Consider the following 23,056-nt stretch of genomic DNA (forward strand, 5'->3'; position numbering starts at 1 on the left):
ATCCCCCGATCACCTGATAACCCGATCACCCAATCACCCGATACCCCAATCACCCGATCACCCAAAAACACTATTTTACGCCCAAATTCAAGACGATGTTTGCTTTTACCACAGAACCCGCATATGCACAACAAGCTGATGCTGCAGATAGATTGGCCGGATATAAAAAAGAATTTCATTTTCCCGTAAAGGATGGTCGTGAAGTGATCTATTTCTGCGGTAACTCGCTCGGGTTACAACCGCATTCCGTACAAGCAGCTATTGAAACAGAACTGAACACCTGGCGTGAGCTGGCGGTGGGTGGCTATTTCAACGGTAAAAATCCTTGGTTGTATTATCACCAGTATTGTATTCCTACCCTTGCAAAAATGATGGGTGCTAAAGACAATGAGATCACGGTGATGAATGCATTAACGGTGAACCTGCATTTATTAATGCTGAGTTTTTATAAACCTACCCCCTCCCGTTATAAAGTGATCATGGAAGCGGGCGCTTTCCCTTCTGATCAGTATGCAGTAGAAACATTGGTGAAACATTTTGGCTTTGATCCTGATGATGCGATCATTGAGATCGCACCAAGAGCAGGTGAAAAAATAGTACGCACAGAAGATATTCTTACGACGATCCATTCCACCGGCGACTCTTTAGCCATGGTATTGTTTGGTGGTATTAATTATTATACCGGACAACTTTTTGATCTCGCCGCCATCACAAAGTCGGCACATGCTGTTGGCGCCATCGCCGGTTTCGACCTGGCCCATGTGGCTGGTAACGTACCGATGCAATTGCATGACTGGAAGGTAGACTTCGCAGTATGGTGTTCTTATAAATATTTGAATGCAGGTCCGGGTGCGATCGGTGGTGTGTTCGTGCATGAAAAACATGCAGGTAATGCAGACACGCCCAGACTTGCCGGCTGGTGGGGCAATGATGAAAAGACACGTTTTAAAATGGAAAAAGGTTTCATCCCCAAAACAGATGCCAGCGGATGGAATATCAGTACTTCACAGGTATTCAATACAGCCGCATTGAAAGCTTCCCTGGAATTATTTGAAAAAGCGGGTATAGAAAACCTACGAAAGAAGAGTTTGCATTTAACTGCATACCTGGAATATTTATTACAACAGTTACCGCATTTGAATTTTGAGATCATTACACCATCCGATCCGGAACAGAGAGGCGCACAGTTGTGTTTGTATTTCAGAGAAAGAGGAAAAGAGATCCATGATAAGATGATCAGTAGTGGCATCATCGTAGACTATCGTGAACCCGGCGTGATCCGCGTTGCCCCCGCTCCGATGTATTGCAGCTTTGAAGATGTATATCGTTTTTATGAAATTCTAAAGACCAATTTCTAACTTCAGTGTATCTCAGTGCCTTCAGTGGCAAATAAATGCCACTGAAGGCACTGAAGAACACAGAAAAAAAACAGGTATGACAAAACACTATTTCAGCTATCTCGCTTTAGGCGATTCATATACCATTGGCGAATCAGTGCCATTGCATGAAGGGTTCCCTTATCAAGTTGTACAGCTGTTGCGAAAAAAGGGATTGCATTTTCATGCGCCGGAAGTAGTAGCAAAGACCGGCTGGACCAGTTTTGAATTAGCCGATCATATCCTTCATACCTCACTCAATGAACACTATGATTTCGTGAGCTTGCTGATTGGAGTGAATAATCAATACAGAGGATTATCGATCACAGAATTTGAAAATGATTTTGAATACCTGCTGAAGAAAGCCATCTATTTCGCGGGCAATAAACCTGAAAGAGTGATCGTGTTATCGATTCCAGATTGGGGCGTCACTCCTTTTGCAGCTGAAAGAGATGGTAATAAAATCAGTTCTGAGATCGATGCCTTCAATAAAGTATGTGAAGACAAAGTAAAAAAACTAGGCGGACACTTTATCAATATCACTACACAAACAAGATTGGCGAAGAATGATGAGCAGCTACTGGCATCCGACAAACTCCACTACTCCGCGAAATCTCATGCAGTTTGGGCAGAGAAAGTAGCAAGCACTATTGAGAGGAATCTTTGATTTTTTGATCTGTGATTTCTTGATTGAAGAAAATCAAAATTCAAAAGTAAAAAGTCAAAAAAAATCAAGAAATCAAAAAATCAAAGATCAAAAAATCAGAGATAAAGATCATACTCGATCATTTCTCGCTTTACCGATCCGTCTTTGTAGAATTCGAAGATTGCATAGGCTGGATTGAATCCTTTGAAGGCTCCGCCCCACCAGTTACCGCTGATAGCGCCATTGCAGTAATAGTGGATACCGCGGTATTCAACGATATCTTGTAAGTGGATATGTCCGCTTAAACAGCAGCGAATATTTGGATGATTGCGGAATAATTCTGTTAAGGTGAAAGAATCGGTATGCAGCAATGCTCTTGAAATTTTGCGATCCCCATTGTCTTCTGTCTTATCAAAAAAGAAACCCGATACAAAAGAAACAATCGGAATATGCGAAGCGATACAGATATGCATCTCCTTATCCGTAGCAGTCAATTCTTTTTGCAACCATTGCATTTGTTCCGGGTCTACTTTGGCAATGTATCCTCCATTGTTTTCATGCGCACTATCCAGCACGATGAATTTCCAGTTTTCTTTGATGAAGCTATAATAGCGATTAGGCATTTGGTGTTGTTGTACTGCCCATGTTTTGTTGTATAAAGGATCTGCTTTGATCTCAGGCTCCGTCATCTGCCAACCCCATGCATCATGGTTACCGATACAATGGTAGATCGGTAGTTTATTTTCCTCTGCCAGTATCTTATTCCACAAAGCCCATTGTTCTTCTACTTTGGCTTTGGTGGCTTTCATCGCATCCATGATGGCATCGCCACCATTGAGAATAAAATCAACTTTAGGTTTGAATGCATTCACGTGTCGAAATGCTCGCTGCATTCCCTGCTCCGGAATAGCGCCTGCTTTGATATGCACATCCGACATAAAAGCAAAACGAATAGAGGGTTTGGCATTGGTGGAAGCCAATCCGGTCAAAGGCAAAGCGGAAACTGCTGCAGCTGATAACGCTGATTGTTGGAGAAAGCTTCTTCTATTCATGAAAAGAATTGAATTGGAAAGTTACAAAATCAATTCATGAGCTGTTAACTGATCGGTTATCAAAATATAAATTCAAAACATGGAACCTGTTAGGGTAGATATTTTTCATCAGTCCCGGTGGACGGGCCTCATTGGGTTCGGTGTCAAGCGCAGCGAAGACAGATCAGATCTAGCGCAGCAGATCTGATCAGAGGCCAATGCAGCCCGGAAACTGGGACGGGGCCATTCGGCCCGGGAGTAAAAGCATTTAAAATATCAGAGTGATCGATAAGACTAACGCAATTATAATAGTCTGTAGTAATAGAAAAAATTATTGCAAATAACTAGCCATCTCCTGCTGATAACCAGCCGCTACTTTGGTCGCTGCTTCAGCAAAATCTTCTCCGCCATCTGCAAAAATGATGGCCCTGCTGGCATTGACCAATAATCCTGCATCTGTGTTTAATCCGTATTTGGATACATCTTCCAAACTCCCTCCTTGCGCTCCAACACCGGGTACCAGTAAAAAATGATCAGGAATGATTTTACGGATATCAGCCAGATCACTGGCTCTAGTAGCACCTACTACAAACATGAGATTATCCGGACTGCCCCATTTACAAGTGGTTTCCAATACTTGCTCGTACAATTGCTTCCCTTGTTGTGCTGCTAATGATAAACGTTGAAAATCAAAACTACCGGCATTGGAAGTGAGCCCAAGAACGATCGTCCATTTGTCTTTGTATTCTAAGAACGGACGAACACTATCTTCTCCCATATAAGGAGCAACGGTTACCGCATCAAAAGGTAATATCTCAAAGAAGGTCTTTGCGTATTGAGAAGAAGTATTACCGATATCTCCACGTTTAGCATCAGCGATGGTGAAATGTGTAGATGGGATATACGCCAATGTTTCTTGCATGATCTCCCAGCCTTTGATTCCTTGCGATTCATAAAAAGCAGTATTGATCTTATAAGAAACACAATGGTCTTTCGTAGCATCAATAATGGCCTTATTGAATGATAACACCCCATCAGGATGTCCTTGCAAATGTTTGGGGATTTTCAACGGGTCAGTATCGAGTCCAACACAGAGATAAGATTGCTTGGAACGTATTTGTTCGACGAGTTCTTGGCGGGTCATGCACAAAAATAAGAAATAAGAAATGAGAAATAAGAAATCAGAAAGGCTGACATAAGATCATTTAGGGTTTGGCCCTTATTTCTTATTTCTCATTCCTTATTTCATGTTTCATATCTTGCACCTAAACCCTTCAGAATGGAAAAACAACCGATGTATTATGGCACTTATCTGGGATTGGATAAGGTATTAGATGCGCAACATCCCGTAAGTTTTCAGCCCGGGAATGAACCTGCACATGATGAGATGTTGTTCATTATTATTCATCAGGCCTATGAGTTGTGGTTCAAACAAATACTATTTGAACTGGATTATATCACCGGTGTTTTCAGCAAAGAGAAGATCAATGACAATTCTGAAGATATGAATCTGGTGCGTCACAGACTGCATCGTATCATTCATATTCTTCAATTATTGAATAAGCAGGTTGAAGTATTGGATACCATGACCCCACTTGATTTCTTGGAATTCAGGAACCTGTTGACACCATCATCGGGCTTTCAAAGCAAACAATTCAGATTGATCGAAGCGAGATTGGGATTGGAATTGGACAATCGTCATCATAAAGATTATTATAAACGTACCAATGAAGGTGGTTTTACGCAAAACGATTATCAGCATATTACTGATACCGAAGAAAAACCACATTTGCTGACACTGGTCAATAACTGGTTAGAGCGTATTCCTTTTTTCAGAGAAGATTTCTGGCAAGGTTATGTTTCAAAAAGCTCGAATGGCAAACACCATCCTTTTTGGAACGATTATCGTGCAGTATACGCAGCAGGATTAACCGAGCGAGAAAAGAATAAGATCCATGAGTTTGATCTTGTATTCTTTGAAGACAATGCATCCGGTTTTTCTGAAGAACAAATCAGTGCTTTGAAGACCAGTTTCTCTCCTACCGCTTTACGTTCTGCATTGTTCATTATGTTGTATCGTGATTTTCCGCTGTTCCAGACTTCCTATCAAGTATTGGATGCGTTGATCGAGATCGACCACCTGATGAGTAACTGGCGTCATAAACACCTCATCATGGTGCGCCGTATGATCGGTATGCGTGTAGGAACCGGCAATACTTCCGGCGCCGGTTATCTGGAAGGTGCTTTGAACAAACATTATGTTTATAGAGATCTTTCCGGTTTATCCACCTATTTGATCGAAAGAAAAAAACTACCTGCATTACCGGAAGCTTTGATCCGTAATCTGGGGTTTCAGTTGTAAGGAATTGCCGCTGAAGGCACAGAAATACACAGAAAAATTTCAGTGGACCTCAGTGCCCTCAGTGGCAATAAAATCCCTATCTTAGTTATCCCTCCCAATCGTTCAACACGATTGTATAATGCACTATTGATTCAGGATATTGTTCCTGAATATCATTGATCATTTTAAACCCTTTGTCATGTTGCGTATCAGACAAACACTGCTCTTACTGCTTGTAACCCTTATGGTGCAAGCCCAAACAGGACTTGATGCCAAACTAGGTATCGATCCGAAAGTCAAAATTGGCAAACTGAATAATGGACTTACCTATTATCTCCGAAAGAACATCGAACCAAAAAATCGTGCTGAACTAAGACTGGTGGTGAATGCGGGATCAATACTTGAGTCAGACAAGCAATTAGGGCTGGCGCATTTTGTGGAACATATGGCATTCAATGGCACAAAGAATTTCAAGAAACAAGAACTGGTTGATTTCCTTGAGAAAAGCGGCGTCAACTTCGGCGCAGATCTGAATGCATATACCAGCTTTGATGAAACAGTGTATGAATTACAAGTCCCTACGGATAGTATTCAAATTTTTAAAAAAGCCATGCAAATACTCGAAGACTGGGCGCATCAGGTAAGTTTTGAACCGATCGAGATCGATAAAGAAAGAGGTGTGATCGTTGAAGAGTGGAGACTGGGAAGAGGTGCGGATGCCAGACTGCGTGATAAATTCTTTCCGGTGATCCTCAAAGGTTCTCAATATGCCAAACGTTTACCCATTGGTACCAAAGAAAGTATTGAGAAATCTCCTTACAGTGAACTGACCAAATTTTATAAAGACTGGTATCGTCCGGATCTGCAGGCTGTGATCATTGTGGGTGATATTGATATCGCAGAGACTGAAAAAATGATCAAAGAACATTTTGGTAAGATACCGGCTTCGAAAACACCTAAGCCCAGAACCAAATTCGGCGTACCTGCCTTCCCTGAAACGAGAGCATCCATTCTTACTGATGCAGAACAACCGTATAATGTAGTACAGGTATATTATTTACGTCCGGAGATCCCTGCTTCTAAAACTGAAAAAGAATACAGGGCTAGTATGGTCAGAAACCTGTTCAACCAGATGATCAGTAGCCGTCTGGAAGAGATTGCTCAAAAACCGGAAGCTCCATTCCTGTTTGGAAGCAGCAGCTATGGTTCATTCATTGGAGATAAAGATGCTTTTAGTTTGATCGCTGTTGCCAAAACAGCCAAAGACATAGAAGCATCGATCAAAACATTACTGACAGAGAATGAAAGAGTCAAACAATATGGTTTTGCACAAACAGAATTAGACCGTGCGGTGAAAAGTACATTGTCGCGCATGGAGAATATGTACAATGAAAGAGACAAAACCAAATCAGTTGAGCTCTTACAGGAGTATGTAAGAAATTATTTAAAACAAGAATCGATTCCGGGTATTGAAAAAGAATTCGAAATGCACCAAAAATACCTGCCTACGATTCAACTGGCAGAAGTGAATGCATTGATCAAAGATTGGATCACCACCCAGAACAGATCAGTTGTGATCACTGCGCCTGAAAAAGAAAAAGCAGATCTGATGACAGCCGATCAGGTTACCGCATTACTGAACAAACCAATTGGTAAACTGGATGCTTATGTAGACAAAGTAACCAAAGGCGCTTTGTTACCGGTTGAACCTGTTGCAGGAAAAGTGGTGAGTGAAAAAAAATATCCTTCCATTGAAACCACTGAATGGACATTATCCAATGGTGCCAGAGTGATCTTAAAACCAACGCAATTCAAAAATGATGAAGTTCAGTTTTCTGCGATCAGCTGGGGAGGATCTTCTTTGTACAGTGATAAAGATTATGTGAATGCCGCAAACTCTTCGGTGATCGCTTCGATTGGCGGTATCGGCGAATTTGATATACAAGCATTACAAAAAGAGCTGGCAGGTAAGAATTGTTTTGTGTCGCCTTCGGTTGCCAATTATATGCAGGGATTGAATGGAAACAGTACTACCAAAGATCTGGAAACTGCTTTCCAGTTATTGCATGGTTATTTTGTGGCTCCCAGAAAAGATGCCAACATGTTTGAAGTGATCAAACAACAAATGAAAGTGCAATTGGCGAATAAAGACAAAGACCCTGCATCTGTTTTTGCTGATTCTGTGAACTATATCATGGGCAACTATCACCCAAGAAGAAAGCCATTCTCCACAGAAACCATGCAACAGTTGGAACTCGATCGTGCATTCGCTATTTACAAAGAGCGATTCAGTAATGCCGGACAATTCACATTCACTTTTGTTGGAAATTTTGAGCTGGAGAATATCAAATCATTGGTCGAAAAATATATTGCTTCTCTCCCATCCACCCCTCAAAAAGAACAGTGGAAAGATGTAGGCATCCGTTATCCGAAAGGAGTGATCAATAAAGTGATCAGAAAAGGAAAAGAACCCAAAGCCAGTGTTCGCTTGGCATTCACAGGAGAAGTGAATGAGATCAGTGATCTCGATGAAATGCAGGTAGGACAATTGACCAAAGCACTAGCGATCAAACTAAGAGAAGTATTACGCGAAGATGCCGGTGGCGTATATGGTGTAGGTGTTGGCGGTGGTTTCAACCGTGAACCTATCAACAGTTATGGTATCACGATTCAGTTTGGTTGTGCTCCGGAGAATGTAGACAAACTGGTAGCGCTGGTCATGGAAGAGATCAAAAACACCAAAGCCAACGGTGTGCCGGCTGTGAACATTGAGAAAGTAGTAGCAGAACAAACCAGGAGTTTAGAAAATGATATCAAAGAGAATAATTTCTGGCGTTTTAGATTGGAACAGAACTTCTTCCGTGGTACAGACCCTACTCAGATCTTGCAAACAGCAGATAAGATCAAACTGATCACCGTGGATAAGACCAAAGAATTGGCAAATAAATTATTTAATGAGAATAATATGGTGAAGTTGGTTTTGTTACCTGAAGAATAAAACAAACTCTTTGTGAAAAAGTCCTTGAGCTTTCGTTCAAGGACTTTTTTTTGCCACAGAGGACACTGCAAACCACTGAAAAAATTTCTGTGTTTCTCTGTGTCCTCTGTGGCAATAAATAAAAATATTACTGCTTACTCTTCTCCATCGGCAATTCCGGCAACCTGCTCCATTCTTGTAAAGATCCGTCATAGATGCGCATCGGATAACCTAATAAACGTCCGGCTAAATACACGACACTGGCGGTTTGTCCGATAAAACAATACCCGATCATTTCTTTATGCTTATCTGTATTTACTTTATCAAAATACACTTGTAACTCAGCAATAGGTTTGATACAGGTGAAGCTATCGATCAGATCCGGGAAAGGCAAGTTGAGTGCACCAGTGATATGTCCGTCGCGGGGATTGCCTGTTGGATCACCATCATAAAATCTTTTCAATCGGGCATCTACCACAAGTTTATCTTTTTTGAGTAAGGCATTTTGCACATAGTTCTTATCAACCAATAACTGTTGATAGGCAGCAGTGAAGTTGCCATTCTTCACAACGGGAGAAGCCCCTGCTATCACTTCGAAACCAAAATATTTCCATGCTTCTAATCCACCGTTCAATAAACTTACCTGTCCATATAACCCCAAATGTTCGAGGGTGAGGAACATTCTGGCCGTGACTGTAATATCTGCTTTGGTAAATACCAGCACTACATGAGATTCTTTATTGATCCCTAATGATTGTAACACACGATTGGCAGCTTCAATACCAGGAGCATTGAAGTTCCCTTCCGGCGAATGGGCGGCCAGCCAATCAGGCCATAAAAAGCGGGCGCCAGCAATATGTTCTCTTTCAAAATCGAGCCGGATAAAATTGGTTTGCAAAATAACCAGATCTTTATCCGCCTGATGTTCTTTCAACCACTGGGCTTCTACTAAAACGGGTACAGGATTGGGTTTGGTAAATGCAATGACCGAAACAGAGATGCCCAATAAAAGGCAGAGGAATCGTATCATAAGGGTGGTATTTAGACCTAATCTACCAACTGTTTTCAAGAACAAAAGCAAAAAGTGTTCAGCGGCATCTCCCCTTTTCACTTTTGACTTTTAACTTTTCACTTTTCCCGTACCTTGCAGCCTCAAAATCTATTCATATGAGTTTTGGAACTTTCTCTTATCCTAGTCCGGCCAATGAGCCTGTTAATAGTTATGCTCCGGGGACTCCCGAAAAAGCGGCTTTGAAAAAAGCGATCGCAGATCTCAAAAAGAAAACATTGGATATTCCGATGTATATCGGCGGTAAATCTGTGAAGACCGGTAAAAAAGTGGCGATCCATCCTCCACATGAAATTGCACATACATTGGGTCATTTTCATGCAGGTGAAGAAAAACACGTGAACCAAGCGATCGATGCTGCTTTAAAAGCCAAAGATGCCTGGACATCTATGAGCTGGGAGAACAGAGCTCATATCTTTTTAAAAGCGGCTGATCTGCTCGCTACCAAATATCGTTATGTAATGAATGCAAGTACGATGCTTGGGCAAAGTAAAAATGCATATCAGTCTGAGATCGATAGTACTTGTGAGTTGATCGACTTCTTACGTTTCAATGTTCACTTCTTAAGTGAGATCTATAAGCAACAGCCCGTATCTGCGCCCGGTATGCATAACCGCATGGAATGGCGTGCATTGGAAGGATTTGTGCTGGCTGTTACGCCATTTAACTTCACTGCTATTGGCGGCAACCTTCCTACTTCTGCTGCAATGTGTGGCAATGTGGTAGTATGGAAACCAGCGAATACACAGATCTATTCGGCACAATTGTTCATGCGTATCCTGAAAGAAGCAGGCTTACCGGATGGTGTGATCAACCTCATCTATGTGGATGGCCCTACCATCGGAAAAGTATGTTTCAATCACCCTGAATTTGCAGGTGTTCACTTCACCGGTTCAACAGGTGTCTTTAACAATATGTGGAAAGTGATCGGTGAGAATATCAGCAAGTATCGTTCTTATCCACGCATCGTTGGTGAAACCGGTGGTAAAGATTTTGTGATTGCACATGCAAGTGCAAATGTTGATGCTGTTGTAACAGCGTTGGCAAGAGGTGCTTTCGAATACCAGGGACAAAAATGTTCTGCTGCATCACGTGCATATTTACCGGATAATATTGCTGCAGAAGTAAAACAGAAATTAGTAGCCACTGTAAAGAGCATGAAAATGGGTACGGTAGAAGACTTTACCAACTTCATCAATGCAGTGATCGATGAGAAAGCTTTCAACAGCATCACAAAATATATTGATGGTGCAAAAAAAGATAAAAAAGCAAAGATCCTGGTAGGTGGTAATTACAGCAAAAAAGACGGATACTTCATTGAACCAACTGTCATTGAAACCACTGATCCGAAATACAGAACCATGTGTGAAGAGATCTTTGGACCGGTATTGACCATCTATACTTACAAAGCCAATGAATTTGAAAAAACATTGGATCTTGTCAACAATACTTCTGCATATGCATTGACAGGTGCTGTTTTATCACAAGACAGAGCTGCTGTAGAATTAGCCACCAACAAACTGCGTAATGCAGCGGGCAACTTCTACATCAACGACAAACCAACAGGAGCCGTAGTAGGTCAACAACCATTCGGTGGCGCAAGAGCTTCAGGTACCAATGATAAAGCAGGTAGTATGTTGAATCTGTATCGTTGGTTAAGTGCAAGAACCATTAAGGAAACCTATAACCCACCGGTGGATTATACGTATCCGTTTATGGGAGAACAATAAGAGAGTTGAGAGTTGACAGATGATAGTTAACAGTTGACAGATAAAAGAAAGAGGCGAACAAAGTATTTGTTCGCCTCTTTCTTTTATTGAAAATTGAGCGTTATAAATAACAATCCTATATTCCGATATTGCCGCTAATACAAATCATCAATCAAAATAACGCCTTCCTTCTGTCAACTATCAACTGTCTGCAAAAAACTATTTTGGCAACACAACACTATCAATCACGTGGATCACACCGTTACCAGCTTTCAGATCTGTAGCAGTTACAGTAGATACACCACCATTCTCATCAGTAAGAATTACTTTTCCATCTTTCAAAGAAGCAGTTAAAGAACCACCGCTTACTGTTTTTACTACTACTTTACCTTTACCATCTTTGATTGCTTTTACAACAGCTGCAGCATCCAAGTTACCAGCAACAACATGGTAAGTCAGGATCTTAACCAACTGAGCTTTGTTTTCAGGCTTCAATAAATTATCAACAGTACCGGCAGGAAGTTTACCGAATGCTTCATTAACAGGAGCAAATACTGTGAATGGACCAGCTCCCTGTAATGTCTCAACCAATCCTGCAGCTTTTACAGCAGCAACCAGTGTAGTGTGAGCTTTAGAACCAACAGCTACATCAACAACAGTTTTCTGAGCAGATACGGTAACAAATGCACCCATCAATAAAGCGATGGCAAAAGAGAAAAATTTCATTTTCATGTTTTGAGTTTTTATAGTTTGTGAATGATTACAGGTAGCATCTTCAAACAGTTCGATTAAAATTTTCTTTTTTAATTTTTTAACACTGCTGTTGAAGCTTTGGTATTTTTTAGAGAGTTAGGTTAAACATGGGTGCTGGGCACTAGGTACTAGGTGATAGGTAAAGCTTTGAGGTGTTAATGATCATTGTGCAACACGTCAAATAAATATTTCACCTAAAACCCAGTACCTAGCACCCAGCACCTAACACCTAACACCCCCACCGCTCAACCATTCTTCTCTCAAAAATGTTATCTTAGAAAAAATAACTCAGATGGCCTATCCAAGTTTAGCATTGATCGGAGCGCTTCGCGAAACGGCTAAGCGTTTAGAAGACGGAGCACATTACGCATGGGGTAATCATGGCTCCTGCAATTGTGGAAATTTATTACAGGTGATCACTGATCTGTCGAAAGAAGAAATATTGACCTATGCACATACTGGCATCGGTGAATGGACAGAATTGGCAGAAGAATATTGTGGTGTTACAGATGCGCCCGTAAGTTTGTTATTGAAAAAATTACAGGAGACCGGTCTAACCCCTACCGATATTCACAATCTGGAATACTTGGAAGACAAAACCGTTTTACAGGCATTACCGGGAGGATTCCGCTGGTTGAAAAGAAATAAACGGGAAGATGTGATTCTTTACTTCAGAACCTATGCTGATGTATTGGAGGAGCAGTTGATCGAACAGATCCCCTTACCGGCATTTGACCAAAAACAAGTACCATTACCTGCGGAAGTCTATTAAATATGCTAAACCCGGTTATCCAAAAGAGGTGACCGGGTTTATTTTGTGATACAGGTCCTGAGTTTCAATGAATTCCCCCTGTTTCTGACCCTCCTAAGCTCTTACCCACCCTGCTGACATTTTTGGGTTTTAACCCCTATATTTGCTGCTCAAAATTTGACCAAGTGCCGACTAAATTCTCAAAAGAAACCTATCTCTACTGGTATGAGCTGATGCAGCTGATCCGCCAGTTTGAATTGAAAGCCGAGGAAATGTATAAAATGGCGGGAAAGATCCGCGGTTTCTTCCATGCCTATGTTGGACAGGAAGCTATTGCTGCAGGATGTATGACCGCTACGCAACCAGATGATCCATTCATTACTGCCTACCGTGATCATGGTCTGGCTTTAGCTAAGGGTGTCAGCGCTAACGCATGTATGGCTGAGCTCTATGGTAAAGCAACAGGTTGTGCGAAAGGAAAAGGCGGTAGTATGCACTTCTTTAGTCTGGAACATAAATTCTTTGGTGGACATGGTATCGTAGGTGCACAGATCGGAACAGGCGCAGGACTTGCATTCGCAGAAAAATACAGAGGTACACAAAATGTTGTGCTTTGTTATTTTGGTGATGGTGCCGCAAGACAAGGTATGCTACATGAGACCTTCAACCTGGCCATGACTTGGAAATTACCTGTGATCTTTATTTGTGAGAACAATAACTACGCGATGGGTACTTCTATCGAACGTACCAGTAACGTAACTGACATCTATAAACTGGCTGATGCATACGATATGCCTGCTGATAAAGTAGATGGCATGACAGCGGAAGCAGTACATGAAGGTATCGCAAGAGCTGTGAAAAGAGCGCGCGAAGGTGAAGGTCCAACATTGTTGGAAATGAAAACCTATCGCTACAAAGGACACTCTATCTCAGATCCTCAGAAATATCGTTCGAAGGAAGAAGTTGATGAGTACAAAGAGCAAGACCCGATCACAAAAGTGCGTAATACCATTCTAGAAAATGGTTTTGCTACTGAAGAGTTCCTCAATGATATCGATAAACGCATTGACGCTGTTGTAGAAGAAAGCGTACGCTTTGCAGAAGAAAGCCCATGGCCGGATGACAGCGAAGTATTGAAAGATGTGTATATCGATCAGAACTACCCTTTCATTGTTGATTAATTTTTTTTTAGAAATATATCCCATTCAAAAACGAACAACTAACTAACATGAGTGATAAGCATGAAGTGATGCAAGACAATCAGGCCCTCGCAAAAGCACAAGGATTTTGGAAACAGTACCAGAAAATCATCATCGGTGGTATTGCCGCTGTGGTGATCGGTTTTGGTGGCTGGTTTGCATACGGCGAATTTATTGTGAAGCCTAAAGAAGAAAAAGCTGCTGAAGCCCTTTTCAAAGCAGAAGAATATTTCAGAATGGATTCTTCGAATCTTGTATTGAATGGTGATGGTCAAACCCGCGGTGCATTGTACGTGATCAAAAATTTTGGCGGTACCAAAGCAGCGAACCTGGCTCATTACTATGCCGGTATCAGCTACCTGAAATTGGGCGATTTCAACAACGCTGTGAAGTATTTGAAAGACTTCTCAACAGATGCACAGCAGATTCAATTATTGGCTTATGGTGCTTTGGGTGATGCATATGCAGAACAAGGCAAAACAGATGATGCAGTAAGCTATTATAAAAAAGCCGGATCGATCTTCGAAAAAGATGACAACAACTCTGCTGAATATCTTTTCCGTGCTGCTCTTTTACTGGAGACAAAAGGTAAAACAGCAGAAGCATTGGAAATCTTCAAAGAAATTCAAACGAAATTCCCTAAAACCGACAAAGGTTTTCAGGCAGACAGATATATTTATCGTTTAAGCATTGAAAAAAACGACCTGGGAGCTAACTAATGGCAACAAAAGGAAATACTTCATTAAACAAAGGCATCCCCGTTATAAAGGATGCCTTTGTTGTTATCGTGAAAACCGAGTGGAACGCGCATATCATCAATAAGCTGGAAGCAGGTGTCAAAAAAATATTGAAAGCGCAAGGTGTTGGTTTCAAAACACTGGTAGTACCGGGTGCTTTTGAAATTCCATTCGCTGTAAAAAATCATTATGCATATAGTGAAACACCCCCAGATGCCTATATCACACTAGGCACAGTCATTCGTGGGGATACCCCACATTTTGATTATGTGTGTAAAGCAGTGACCGATGGCGTTGTTCAACTGAACCTTACACTGGATGTACCTGTTGTATTTGGTGTATTGACCGTTGATAACGAATTACAAGCCATTGAAAGAATAGGTGGTAACCATGGGCATAAAGGTGAAGAAGCGGCTATCACGGCTATTAAAATGATCGCCCTGAATCGTAAATTGATGAACCAAAAATAAAAGATGCAAGTTCAGTTATTTGTACCCTGTTTTGTAGATCAATTATATCCAACAGTTGCTTTTAATATGGTGAAAGTGTTGGAAAAAGCAGGTTGTACAGTTACCTATAATCCCAATCAAACTTGCTGTGGTCAGCCTGCATTCAACGCAGGATTCTGGGGTGAGGCCAAAGATGTTTGTACCAAATTCATTGAAGATTTTAATGGATCAGCATACATCGTCGCTCCCAGTGCTAGTTGTGTTGGTTTTGTAAGAAACTACTATCAAAAATTATTTGAAACATCGGCACTGCAACAGGCAGCCAAAAAAACAAGCGAACGCATTTTTGAATTATCTGATTTCCTGGTGAATGTGCTGAAAGTAGAAGATCTTGGCGCTTCCTTTAAGGGCAAAGTAACCTATCACGATAGTTGTGCTGCTTTACGCGAGTGTAAGATCAAAGAAGAACCTAGAAAGCTGTTACGACACGTAAAAGGACTTGAACTGGTGGAAATGGCTGACAATGAAACCTGCTGTGGTTTTGGAGGCAGCTTTGCGGTAAAGTTTGAACCCATCAGTATTGCAATGGGTGACCAGAAGATCACCAATGCTTCAGCAACTGAAGCAGACTATATCATTAGTACCGATATGAGTTGTTTGATGCATATTGATGGATGTATCAAACACAAAGGATCCGGATTAAAAGTTTTACACTTAGCAGATGTATTAGCATCATTTGATTGATCATAAAATATTCATCCTACTATGGCTTACTGGCTTATTAAATCAGAACCCTTCAAATACAGCTGGGAACAATTTGAAAAAGATGGTAGTACTTTTTGGGACGGCGTTAGAAACTATGCTGCCCGAAATAATTTACGTGCCATGAAAAAAGGAGATCTCGCTTTCTGGTACCATAGCAATGAAGGTCTTGAGATCGTTGGTATTGCTAAAGTAATCAAAGAAGCATACCCCGACCCTACCATTGATGATGAAACCTGGTCGGCTGTTGACTTCGCTCCTTTTAAGAAATTAAAAAAGCCGGTTGGACTTGCTCAAATCAAAACCGATAAGCGATTGTCGAATATGGCGCTGGTGCGTTTAGGAAGATTATCCGTACAGCCGGTCACAGAAGAGGAATGGAAGATCGTGATGGAACTTTCCGGTACAAAATAAATACGCTGTGCACCTTCTTTTCTCTTGTTCGATGCGGCGATTTTGTCGCTGAGAAAGAAAGACGCAGCGATAGTAAATTCAGTGAAGCATGGGAAAGAAACAGAAATTGGTGGTACTTACAGGCGCTGGCATCAGTGCAGAGAGTGGTATCAAGACTTTTCGTGACAGTGATGGATTATGGGAAGGACATGATGTTTATGAAGTAGCTTCTCCTCGCGGATGGAAAAAAGATCCTGCACTTGTCTTGGAATTTTATAACCAGAGACGCAGAGATATTGCCAATGCCCTACCCAATGATGCACACAAAGGACTCGCTGAACTAGAACAATATTTCGATGTTCAGATCATCACTCAAAATATTGATGATCTACATGAAAGAGGTGGCAGCACCCATGTACTACACTTACATGGCGAGATCTTTAAAATGCGCAGTGAGCTGGATGAATCACTGATCTATCCTATTCGCAACGATATAAAACCAGGTGACACTGCAGAAGATGGTCACCAGCTACGTCCATTCATTGTTTGGTTTGAAGAACCGGTTCCCAAAATTGCAGAAGCCATCGATATCGCCCGAACAGCAGATATTTTTGTGGTTATAGGAACTTCACTCGTAGTTTATCCCGCCGCCGGATTATTGGACTATGTACATCGATCTATACCCAAATATATCATCGACAAAAAAATACCGGCTGTAGATACAAATTTTATCACACCCATTGAAACAACTGCATCAGAAGGGGTGAAAACACTGCAGCGGCTGTTGCTGGAAAATAAGAAATGAGAAAGTATATTTCACTTACTTACCTATTTCGTGTTTTTTATTTTTTGTTTCCTATTTCTTATTTAAAAAAGATGTAACCAATCACAATCGCCATCACCACTCCTAGCAGATCAGCAAGCATTCCTGCCCAGATAGCGTAACGTACTTTTTTGATTCCTACACTTCCAAAATACAGTGCGATAATATAAAAAGTAGTATCAGCAGAGCCTTGGAATGTAGACGCAAGTTTACCAGCAAATGAGTCTGGCCCATATACCTGCATAACATCCAGCATCAAGCCGCGGGCACCACTGCCACTAAAGGGTTTCATAATAGCTACCGGTAATGCCGGAGTGAATTCAGTATTCATACCCGTTTGCATCAGTACCCAGGATATTCCTTCTACGATATATCCCAATGCACCGCTATCACGAAAAATGCGAATAGCTACCAACATACCAACCAAATAAGGTACAATTTTCAGGATCACATCGAAGCCACCCTTTGCTCCATCAATAAAAGCATCAAACACATTTACTTTTTTCCAAACCCCTCCGAGTATGATCGCAACAACGATCACCAATAACAATAGATTACCGGTTATGCGACTAAATATTTCTTTTTCTGCAGGCCCCATGGATTGCACCCAGTACAACATCATCGCAACCAATGCTAACAAGGCTCCGATCCATCCAAAGAGTACTTTATCCCATTTTAGTTTCTGCCAAAATCCTACAATAAAAATTGACGCAAGCGTTGTACAAATAGTAGCTAATACCAATGGAATGAATACACTCGCAGATTCTTTGGATCCGGATGCCAAACGGTATGAAATGATCGTTAGCGGAATGAGTGTAAGTCCACTCGTATGCAAGACCAAAAACATGATCTGCGCATTGGAAGCCTTCTCTTTTTCAGGATTGATAGACTGCAGACTTTCCATTGCTTTCAATCCGAATGGAGTGGCTGCATTATCGAGCCCCAACATATTCGCACTGAAATTCATGACCATTTGTCCCATAGCAGGGTGTTTTTCCGGAACACCCGGAAACAATCTCTTCATAAATGGATTCAGTATCCGTGCGAGCCAATTGATGGCGCCGGCTTTTTCTGCGATACTCATTAACCCTAAAAAGAACACCATAGCTCCTGTCAACGGAAAAGCGACATCCACCACAGAACTTTTGGCACTATCAAACATCCCATCCACCAGGGTTTTAAAGATCTCAGTATCATTCAAAAAAATGAATTTATACAACGCAATAACGAATGCAATGACAAAAAAAGCGATCCATACAATATTGAGTGCCATGACAATGAATTATGGGGTGAATATAGGGAGAAAAGGGGGTTAGTCCATGGCCGATGGTCCATAGTCGATAGGAAGAATATCTCGTATTAACTATAGGCTATCGGCCATGGACTATGGACAATGCCCTATATTTGCGGCTCGAAAAAAACATGTATGGCTTTACAAGCAGGTATCGTGGGATTGCCCAATGTGGGGAAATCAACCCTTTTTAATGCGGTGAGTAATAGTGCAAAGGCTCAGGCGAGTAACTATCGTTTCTGTACCATTGAACCAAATGTGGGATTGGTTGATGTTCCAGATGAACGTTTGGCCAAACTTGCAGAATTGGTGGTTCCGAACAGGATCGTTCCTACTCAAATGGAGATCGTGGATATTGCAGGACTGGTAAAAGGTGCCAGTAAGGGCGAAGGACTGGGTAATAAATTCCTGGGTAATATCCGTGAAGTAGATGCGATCATTCATGTGATCCGTTGTTTTGAAGATGAAAATGTTTTGCGTGAAGAAGGTGCCATTAATCCGGTAAGTGATAAAGAGATCATCGATACTGAATTACAACTGAAGGATCTGGAAAGTGTTGAAAAGAAAATGCAGCGTGTAGAGAAAATGGCACGTGTAGGAACCGATGCAAAGGCAAAAGCAGAGTTTGAGATTCTCTCCCGCTGTAAAGCACATTTAGAAACCGGTAAGAGTATTTATTCGCTTGGATTATCCAAAGAAGAAAAAGTAGCAGTTGCTGATCTTTTCTTACTAACAGATAAACCTGTATTGTATGTTGCCAATGTAGATGAAGCAAGTATGCATACCGGCAATAAGTTTTCTGAGCAATTGAAAGAAGCAGTAAAAAATGAAGGTGCTGAAGTGATCGTGATGTGTAATAATATCGAAGCCCAGATCGCTGAAATGGAATCAGAAGAAGACAAGCAGATGTTCATGGAAGAATACAAAATGACCGAACCTGCTTTGAACAGATTGATTCGCAGCGCTTATAAATTATTGAACCTCGACACCTATTTTACCGCAGGTGTTCAGGAAGTTAGGGCCTGGACCATTCATAAAGGCTGGAAAGCACCACAAGCTGCCAGTGTGATCCACACAGATTTTGAAAAAGGGTTCATCAAAGCAGAAGTAATTGCTTACGATGATTTTATCAAGTACGGCAGTGAAGCTGCTTGTCGTGATAATGGTCGATTAAGAATTGAAGGAAAAGAATACATCGTGAAAGACGGAGATGTGATGCATTTCCGATTCAACGTTTAATGATATCCATCGATCTATGAAAGGCACGGCATCATTGTCCGTGCCTTTTTTTATCAGAGACCCACTAACTTCGTGACATGATCAGCTTGTCTATTTGGGAGAAAGAATCCTTTTATGCTCCACAGGATATCATCATCATTGGCGCAGGACTCATGGGTCTTTGGACAGCCTATGAACTCAAGAAAAAAAGTCCCCAACTAAATATCACTATTGTAGAAAGAAACACCACCCCATTGGGAGCATCGACCCGTAATGCAGGTTTCGCTTGTTTTGGGAGTCCCACGGAACTAATGAGTGATATGGAATCTATGGGAAATGAGGAAATGCTGCGTATTGTTGAAATGCGTTTCAAGGGTATTGAAAAGATCAAATCACATTTCAGTGAGGGCGCCATTGGTTATGAGCACTGCGGTGGGTATGAATGCATCAATCAAGACTCAAGGTACTGGTATGCTTTTGATGACAGGGTGAGTCAATTGAATAAATTACTAAAGGATATCACTGGACAAAGATCCATCTTCAAATATGCAGGACAAAAAATGTCTGGCTTAGGATTGGTAGGTTTTGATCTATTGATCGAAAACAGTTCTGAAGCTGCATTACATAGCGGTAAACTGGTACAGGCATTAACAGCATTGGTGCGTTCATTAGGGGTTACGATACTGGATGGTTTTAGTGTGGGGTATTGGGAAGCAGATCATGATCAGGCCGTGGTAACCAATACAGAAGGCATAAGTCTTTCAGCAAAACGATTGATCTTTTGCACCAATGCGTTTACAGATACGCTTTTACAAGAGTCTATAGTGGAACCCGGTAGAGGTCAGATCATTCTAACCACACCCATCCCCCATCTTACCATGAAGGGCACTTTTCATTTTGATGAAGGATTCTACTATTGGCGTCATATAGGTGATCGTATATTGTTAGGAGGCGCCAGAAATATGGATTTTGAAGGGGAAAACACTTTATCGATGGAAGGGTCTGCCACTATAAAAAATGCACTACTGGCTTTCCTCAGAAAACACCTCCATCCTTCTATTCAGTTTGAGATCGCAGATTCGTGGAGCGGGATCATGGGTTTTACAAAAGACAAAAAACCCTATTGCGGACGTACCAATAAAGGTGTTTATTTGGCTTTGGCTTGCAATGGAATGGGTGTGGCATTGACACCTATGATGGCTGAACAAGTAGCCAACAGCGTTTTGCAGGATTTTTAACTTACTGCTATTGTTTGTTATTCTATTTTTGAAGTGAACCTATTGATATGAAAAAAATATCCCTGCTCCTTTTGCCGGTTTTGATGCTGGCTTGTAATGACACAAAAGAAGAATCAACATCTGATAATACAACAGCTGCTATTCCTACACCGGCGAATATTGGATATAATATCGTAAAGGTCTATCCGCATGATGTCACCTCCTATACACAAGGATTGATCTGGTTCAACAATACCTTGTATGAAGGAACAGGACTTGAGGGAGAAAGTCGATTAATGAAAATTGATATCGAAACCGGAAAGTCAACACAAAAAATAGATATTCCAAGTGAATATTTTGGAGAAGGAATTACCATCCTCAATGATAAAATTTATCAACTAACCTGGGAAGACCATAAAGTCTTTGTCTATGATCTTGCCACTTTCAAAAAGATCAAAGAGTTTGATTGGAATTTACAAGGATGGGGCATTTCGCATAACGGTAAACAATTACTGATCAGCACAGGTGATAGCAATATTTACTTTGTAAATCCTGAAACCTTTGCCATTGAGAAAACATTGGGTGTATATGACAACAACGGTTATCTATCTAATTTGAATGAACTTGAATTTGTGAATGGAACTATTTACGCCAATGTTTATTTAAAAGACTATATCGCGAAGATCAATCCTGAAACAGGTCTGGTTGAAGGCCGAATTGACCTCACTTCTATCTTACAGAAAACCGGACAGCCAATAACTGAAAACACGGATGTATTGAATGGTATTGCCTTCAACCCGGCGAACAATAGTTTTTATGTTACCGGTAAAAGATGGCCAGCATTGTACGAGATCAAACTGAATTAATGTAATACGACTATGAGTTGCGGCTCATGATATAGATCACGGAACTACACTTACGCTTATCACCCAGTGCTCGAATATTAGATCTAAGTCCATTCCAAAAGGCAGATACAAGCTGAGAACTACCAGTTTTGTATTGTTCACTCAACATGGACACATAAAAAGCATCAAACCACATCGGATACATTTCCGTTACATTGAATCCTTTCAAGTGTGCCAAATGCTGCATACCGGCAGGTGAAAAATGATATAAATGTCTGGGCACATCCCATGCTGCCCAATGTTGACCATACACAGTTGCATCTTTACTGGTATAATTAGGAACTGCTATGACCAATTTACCATGAGGCTTTAATAATTTCCGAAAACGTTCGAAATATCCATGGATATCATGTACATGTTCCAATACATGCCAGAGAGTGATCACATCAAAAGCGTTTTCCGGCAAGGTATAGATCTCATCAGCAGCTTGAAGTTTTAATCCATATTTATTGGCTGCATTCTCTCGTGCAACCGCATCCGGTTCCAAGGCCGTTACATTCCATCCCGCGACCGACATCGTATGCGCAAAAGCACCGGTACCCGCACCGATGTCCAACAAACTTCCGGCTTGCAGTCCACTGATACTTTTGATCAGCCTGCGTTTATTACCCAATGTATAGGAACGAACCCAATGATAGAGTTGATTGATCAACCCTTTATTTGTATCTGTATGCGAGACATACGCTTCTGCATGATAATAAGGTCCTATATGATGTAGATCCGGAATGGATTGTGTGAATCGATTGGTACATTGACCGCAATGCCATATCTCAAAGTTTTCTTTACTCACTGTATGATCTTTGGCGACCAGTAAAGGGTGAATATCCTGACTATGACAAAAAGGACAATCCTGATAATAAATGAGGCTTGCGCTCATGCGGTCAAAACTTTATAAATAATAATAGGCGATGGCAGCCGCACCTAATAAAAATAAAATAATAGCATAGATCCACCAGGAAGCATCAGACTGCTCAGCTCCTTCCCTTTCTCCCGTCAATGTTGAATCAAATACGACTCCTTCCGGCAATGAGACAGTGTTGTATCCAATCGCTGATTCCGGAGCTATATGTGAGATATTACCCTCCTCATCTAACAAAAGCTTACCAATGAAGGGTAATTCAACAGTTTGATGATTGAATATCTTATGTTTTAATTCCTGTGTCCATTCATTGAATTGTCCGATCACTGTGACTTCATCAGTGGACGTTTCCATGGACAAAAACTCAAACAAATGTTTATCCGCAGCAACAGGTTCGGATTGATAGGTGATTACAGATTCAGGACCTTTGATCGCTGAGCCATCGGCGATGACTTGAGCAGGAATACGCTTAACTTGAAACATACCGATCTCCGGTATGCCCAATCGGCCATGTTGTATCAGGTATTTGATCAGTATCTGTTGTATCATG

Annotated in this window: 22 protein-coding genes; 15 read left to right on the plus strand and 7 right to left on the minus strand. The window is 41.2% G+C overall.

Translation table 11 applies throughout. The features are described from left to right. The first annotated feature begins 95 nt into the window (after positions 1-95). Both kynU and ABXG83_RS03610 read left to right on the plus strand, forming a co-directional pair. On the plus strand, positions 96-1,358 hold the full coding sequence (gene kynU / locus ABXG83_RS03605; protein ID WP_353550122.1) for a kynureninase: 1,263 nt from the start codon (positions 96-98) through the stop codon (positions 1,356-1,358). 76 nt (positions 1,359-1,434) lie between these two features. Next, positions 1,435-2,043: an SGNH/GDSL hydrolase family protein gene (locus tag ABXG83_RS03610; RefSeq protein WP_353550123.1), complete on the plus strand. Its 609-nt coding sequence runs from the start codon at positions 1,435-1,437 to the stop codon at positions 2,041-2,043. Positions 2,044-2,138: 95 nt separating this feature from the next. Here the strand turns inward: ABXG83_RS03610 and ABXG83_RS03615 are convergent, their stop codons facing one another. Both ABXG83_RS03615 and pyrF read right to left on the minus strand, forming a co-directional pair. Then, positions 2,139-3,074: a metallophosphoesterase gene (locus ABXG83_RS03615; RefSeq protein WP_353550124.1), complete on the minus strand. Its 936-nt coding sequence runs from the start codon at positions 3,072-3,074 to the stop codon at positions 2,139-2,141. 310 nt (positions 3,075-3,384) lie between these two features. Further along, positions 3,385-4,197 carry an orotidine-5'-phosphate decarboxylase gene (pyrF, locus tag ABXG83_RS03620; RefSeq protein ID WP_353550125.1) on the minus strand — a complete coding sequence of 271 codons (813 nt, stop codon included), beginning with the start codon at positions 4,195-4,197 and terminating at the stop codon, positions 3,385-3,387. Between the two features lie 135 nt (positions 4,198-4,332). Between pyrF and ABXG83_RS03625 the strand changes: the two genes are divergently transcribed. Both ABXG83_RS03625 and ABXG83_RS03630 read left to right on the plus strand, forming a co-directional pair. Beyond that, complete coding sequence (locus ABXG83_RS03625; RefSeq protein ID WP_353550126.1) at positions 4,333-5,415, plus strand: tryptophan 2,3-dioxygenase family protein; 1,083 nt, start codon at positions 4,333-4,335, stop codon at positions 5,413-5,415. Between the two features lie 178 nt (positions 5,416-5,593). Next, on the plus strand, positions 5,594-8,392 hold the full coding sequence (locus tag ABXG83_RS03630; protein ID WP_353550127.1) for an insulinase family protein: 2,799 nt from the start codon (positions 5,594-5,596) through the stop codon (positions 8,390-8,392). Positions 8,393-8,519: 127 nt separating this feature from the next. On the opposite strand, the gene ABXG83_RS03635 is transcribed toward ABXG83_RS03630, so the two are convergent. After that, on the minus strand, positions 8,520-9,401 hold the full coding sequence (locus ABXG83_RS03635) for a rhodanese-like domain-containing protein (protein WP_353550128.1): 882 nt from the start codon (positions 9,399-9,401) through the stop codon (positions 8,520-8,522). A 137-nt stretch (positions 9,402-9,538) separates the two neighbouring features. On the opposite strand from ABXG83_RS03635, the gene pruA reads away from it, so the two are divergent. Beyond that, positions 9,539-11,170, plus strand: a complete 1,632-nt coding sequence (pruA, locus tag ABXG83_RS03640) for an L-glutamate gamma-semialdehyde dehydrogenase (protein ID WP_353550129.1) — start codon at positions 9,539-9,541, stop codon at positions 11,168-11,170. Between the two features lie 198 nt (positions 11,171-11,368). Here the strand turns inward: pruA and ABXG83_RS03645 are convergent, their stop codons facing one another. Continuing rightward, complete coding sequence (locus ABXG83_RS03645; protein ID WP_353550130.1) at positions 11,369-11,881, minus strand: fasciclin domain-containing protein; 513 nt, start codon at positions 11,879-11,881, stop codon at positions 11,369-11,371. Positions 11,882-12,194: 313 nt separating this feature from the next. Here ABXG83_RS03645 and ABXG83_RS03650 point away from each other — a divergent pair, with 313 nt between their 5' ends. From ABXG83_RS03650 to ABXG83_RS03680, 7 genes are all read left to right on the plus strand, one after another. Then, a complete protein-coding gene (locus tag ABXG83_RS03650) occupies positions 12,195-12,674 on the plus strand; it encodes a hypothetical protein (RefSeq protein WP_353550131.1) in 480 nt (159 codons plus the stop codon). A gap of 164 nt (positions 12,675-12,838) precedes the next feature. After that, positions 12,839-13,834: a pyruvate dehydrogenase (acetyl-transferring) E1 component subunit alpha gene (gene pdhA, locus ABXG83_RS03655; RefSeq protein WP_353550132.1), complete on the plus strand. Its 996-nt coding sequence runs from the start codon at positions 12,839-12,841 to the stop codon at positions 13,832-13,834. 47 nt (positions 13,835-13,881) lie between these two features. Then, entirely contained in the window at positions 13,882-14,571 is a 690-nt protein-coding gene (locus ABXG83_RS03660) for a tetratricopeptide repeat protein (protein ID WP_353550133.1), read from the plus strand. Continuing rightward, positions 14,571-15,059, plus strand: a complete 489-nt coding sequence (ribH, locus tag ABXG83_RS03665) for a 6,7-dimethyl-8-ribityllumazine synthase (protein ID WP_353550134.1) — start codon at positions 14,571-14,573, stop codon at positions 15,057-15,059. Before ABXG83_RS03660 ends, ribH begins: the two co-directional genes overlap by 1 nt. 3 nt (positions 15,060-15,062) lie before the next feature. Further along, positions 15,063-15,782 carry a (Fe-S)-binding protein gene (locus tag ABXG83_RS03670; RefSeq protein ID WP_353550135.1) on the plus strand — a complete coding sequence of 240 codons (720 nt, stop codon included), beginning with the start codon at positions 15,063-15,065 and terminating at the stop codon, positions 15,780-15,782. 21 nt (positions 15,783-15,803) lie between these two features. After that, positions 15,804-16,214, plus strand: coding sequence for an EVE domain-containing protein (locus tag ABXG83_RS03675; RefSeq protein WP_353550136.1), 411 nt, complete (start codon positions 15,804-15,806; stop codon positions 16,212-16,214). Between the two features lie 88 nt (positions 16,215-16,302). Next, the gene (locus tag ABXG83_RS03680; protein ID WP_353550137.1) at positions 16,303-16,998 is read left to right on the plus strand and encodes an NAD-dependent deacylase; all 696 of its coding nucleotides are present in this window, start codon (positions 16,303-16,305) and stop codon (positions 16,996-16,998) included. A 58-nt stretch (positions 16,999-17,056) separates the two neighbouring features. On the opposite strand, the gene ABXG83_RS03685 is transcribed toward ABXG83_RS03680, so the two are convergent. After that, a complete protein-coding gene (locus ABXG83_RS03685; protein ID WP_353550138.1) occupies positions 17,057-18,289 on the minus strand; it encodes a nucleoside recognition domain-containing protein in 1,233 nt (410 codons plus the stop codon). Between the two features lie 153 nt (positions 18,290-18,442). Here ABXG83_RS03685 and ychF point away from each other — a divergent pair, with 153 nt between their 5' ends. The 3 genes from ychF to ABXG83_RS03700 all read left to right on the plus strand — a co-directional run bounded on the left by ychF (position 18,443) and on the right by ABXG83_RS03700 (position 21,608). Next, positions 18,443-19,546 (plus strand): redox-regulated ATPase YchF, encoded by a 1,104-nt coding sequence (gene ychF / locus ABXG83_RS03690; protein WP_353550139.1) that lies wholly within the window; start codon positions 18,443-18,445, stop codon positions 19,544-19,546. Between the two features lie 77 nt (positions 19,547-19,623). Beyond that, positions 19,624-20,763 carry an FAD-dependent oxidoreductase gene (locus ABXG83_RS03695; RefSeq protein ID WP_353550140.1) on the plus strand — a complete coding sequence of 380 codons (1,140 nt, stop codon included), beginning with the start codon at positions 19,624-19,626 and terminating at the stop codon, positions 20,761-20,763. Positions 20,764-20,810: 47 nt separating this feature from the next. Next, entirely contained in the window at positions 20,811-21,608 is a 798-nt protein-coding gene (locus ABXG83_RS03700; protein WP_353550141.1) for a glutaminyl-peptide cyclotransferase, read from the plus strand. 10 nt (positions 21,609-21,618) lie between these two features. Here ABXG83_RS03700 and ABXG83_RS03705 read toward each other — a convergent pair whose 3' ends face one another. Both ABXG83_RS03705 and ABXG83_RS03710 read right to left on the minus strand, forming a co-directional pair. Then, complete coding sequence (locus ABXG83_RS03705) at positions 21,619-22,524, minus strand: class I SAM-dependent methyltransferase (protein WP_353550142.1); 906 nt, start codon at positions 22,522-22,524, stop codon at positions 21,619-21,621. 12 nt (positions 22,525-22,536) lie between these two features. Next, a complete protein-coding gene (locus ABXG83_RS03710; RefSeq protein WP_353550143.1) occupies positions 22,537-23,055 on the minus strand; it encodes a hypothetical protein in 519 nt (172 codons plus the stop codon). Between the last annotated feature and the right edge of the window lies 1 nt (position 23,056).

The sequence above is a fragment of the Sediminibacterium sp. KACHI17 genome (assembly GCF_040362915.1).
In the GTDB taxonomy this organism is placed as follows: Bacteria; Bacteroidota; Bacteroidia; order Chitinophagales; family Chitinophagaceae; genus Sediminibacterium.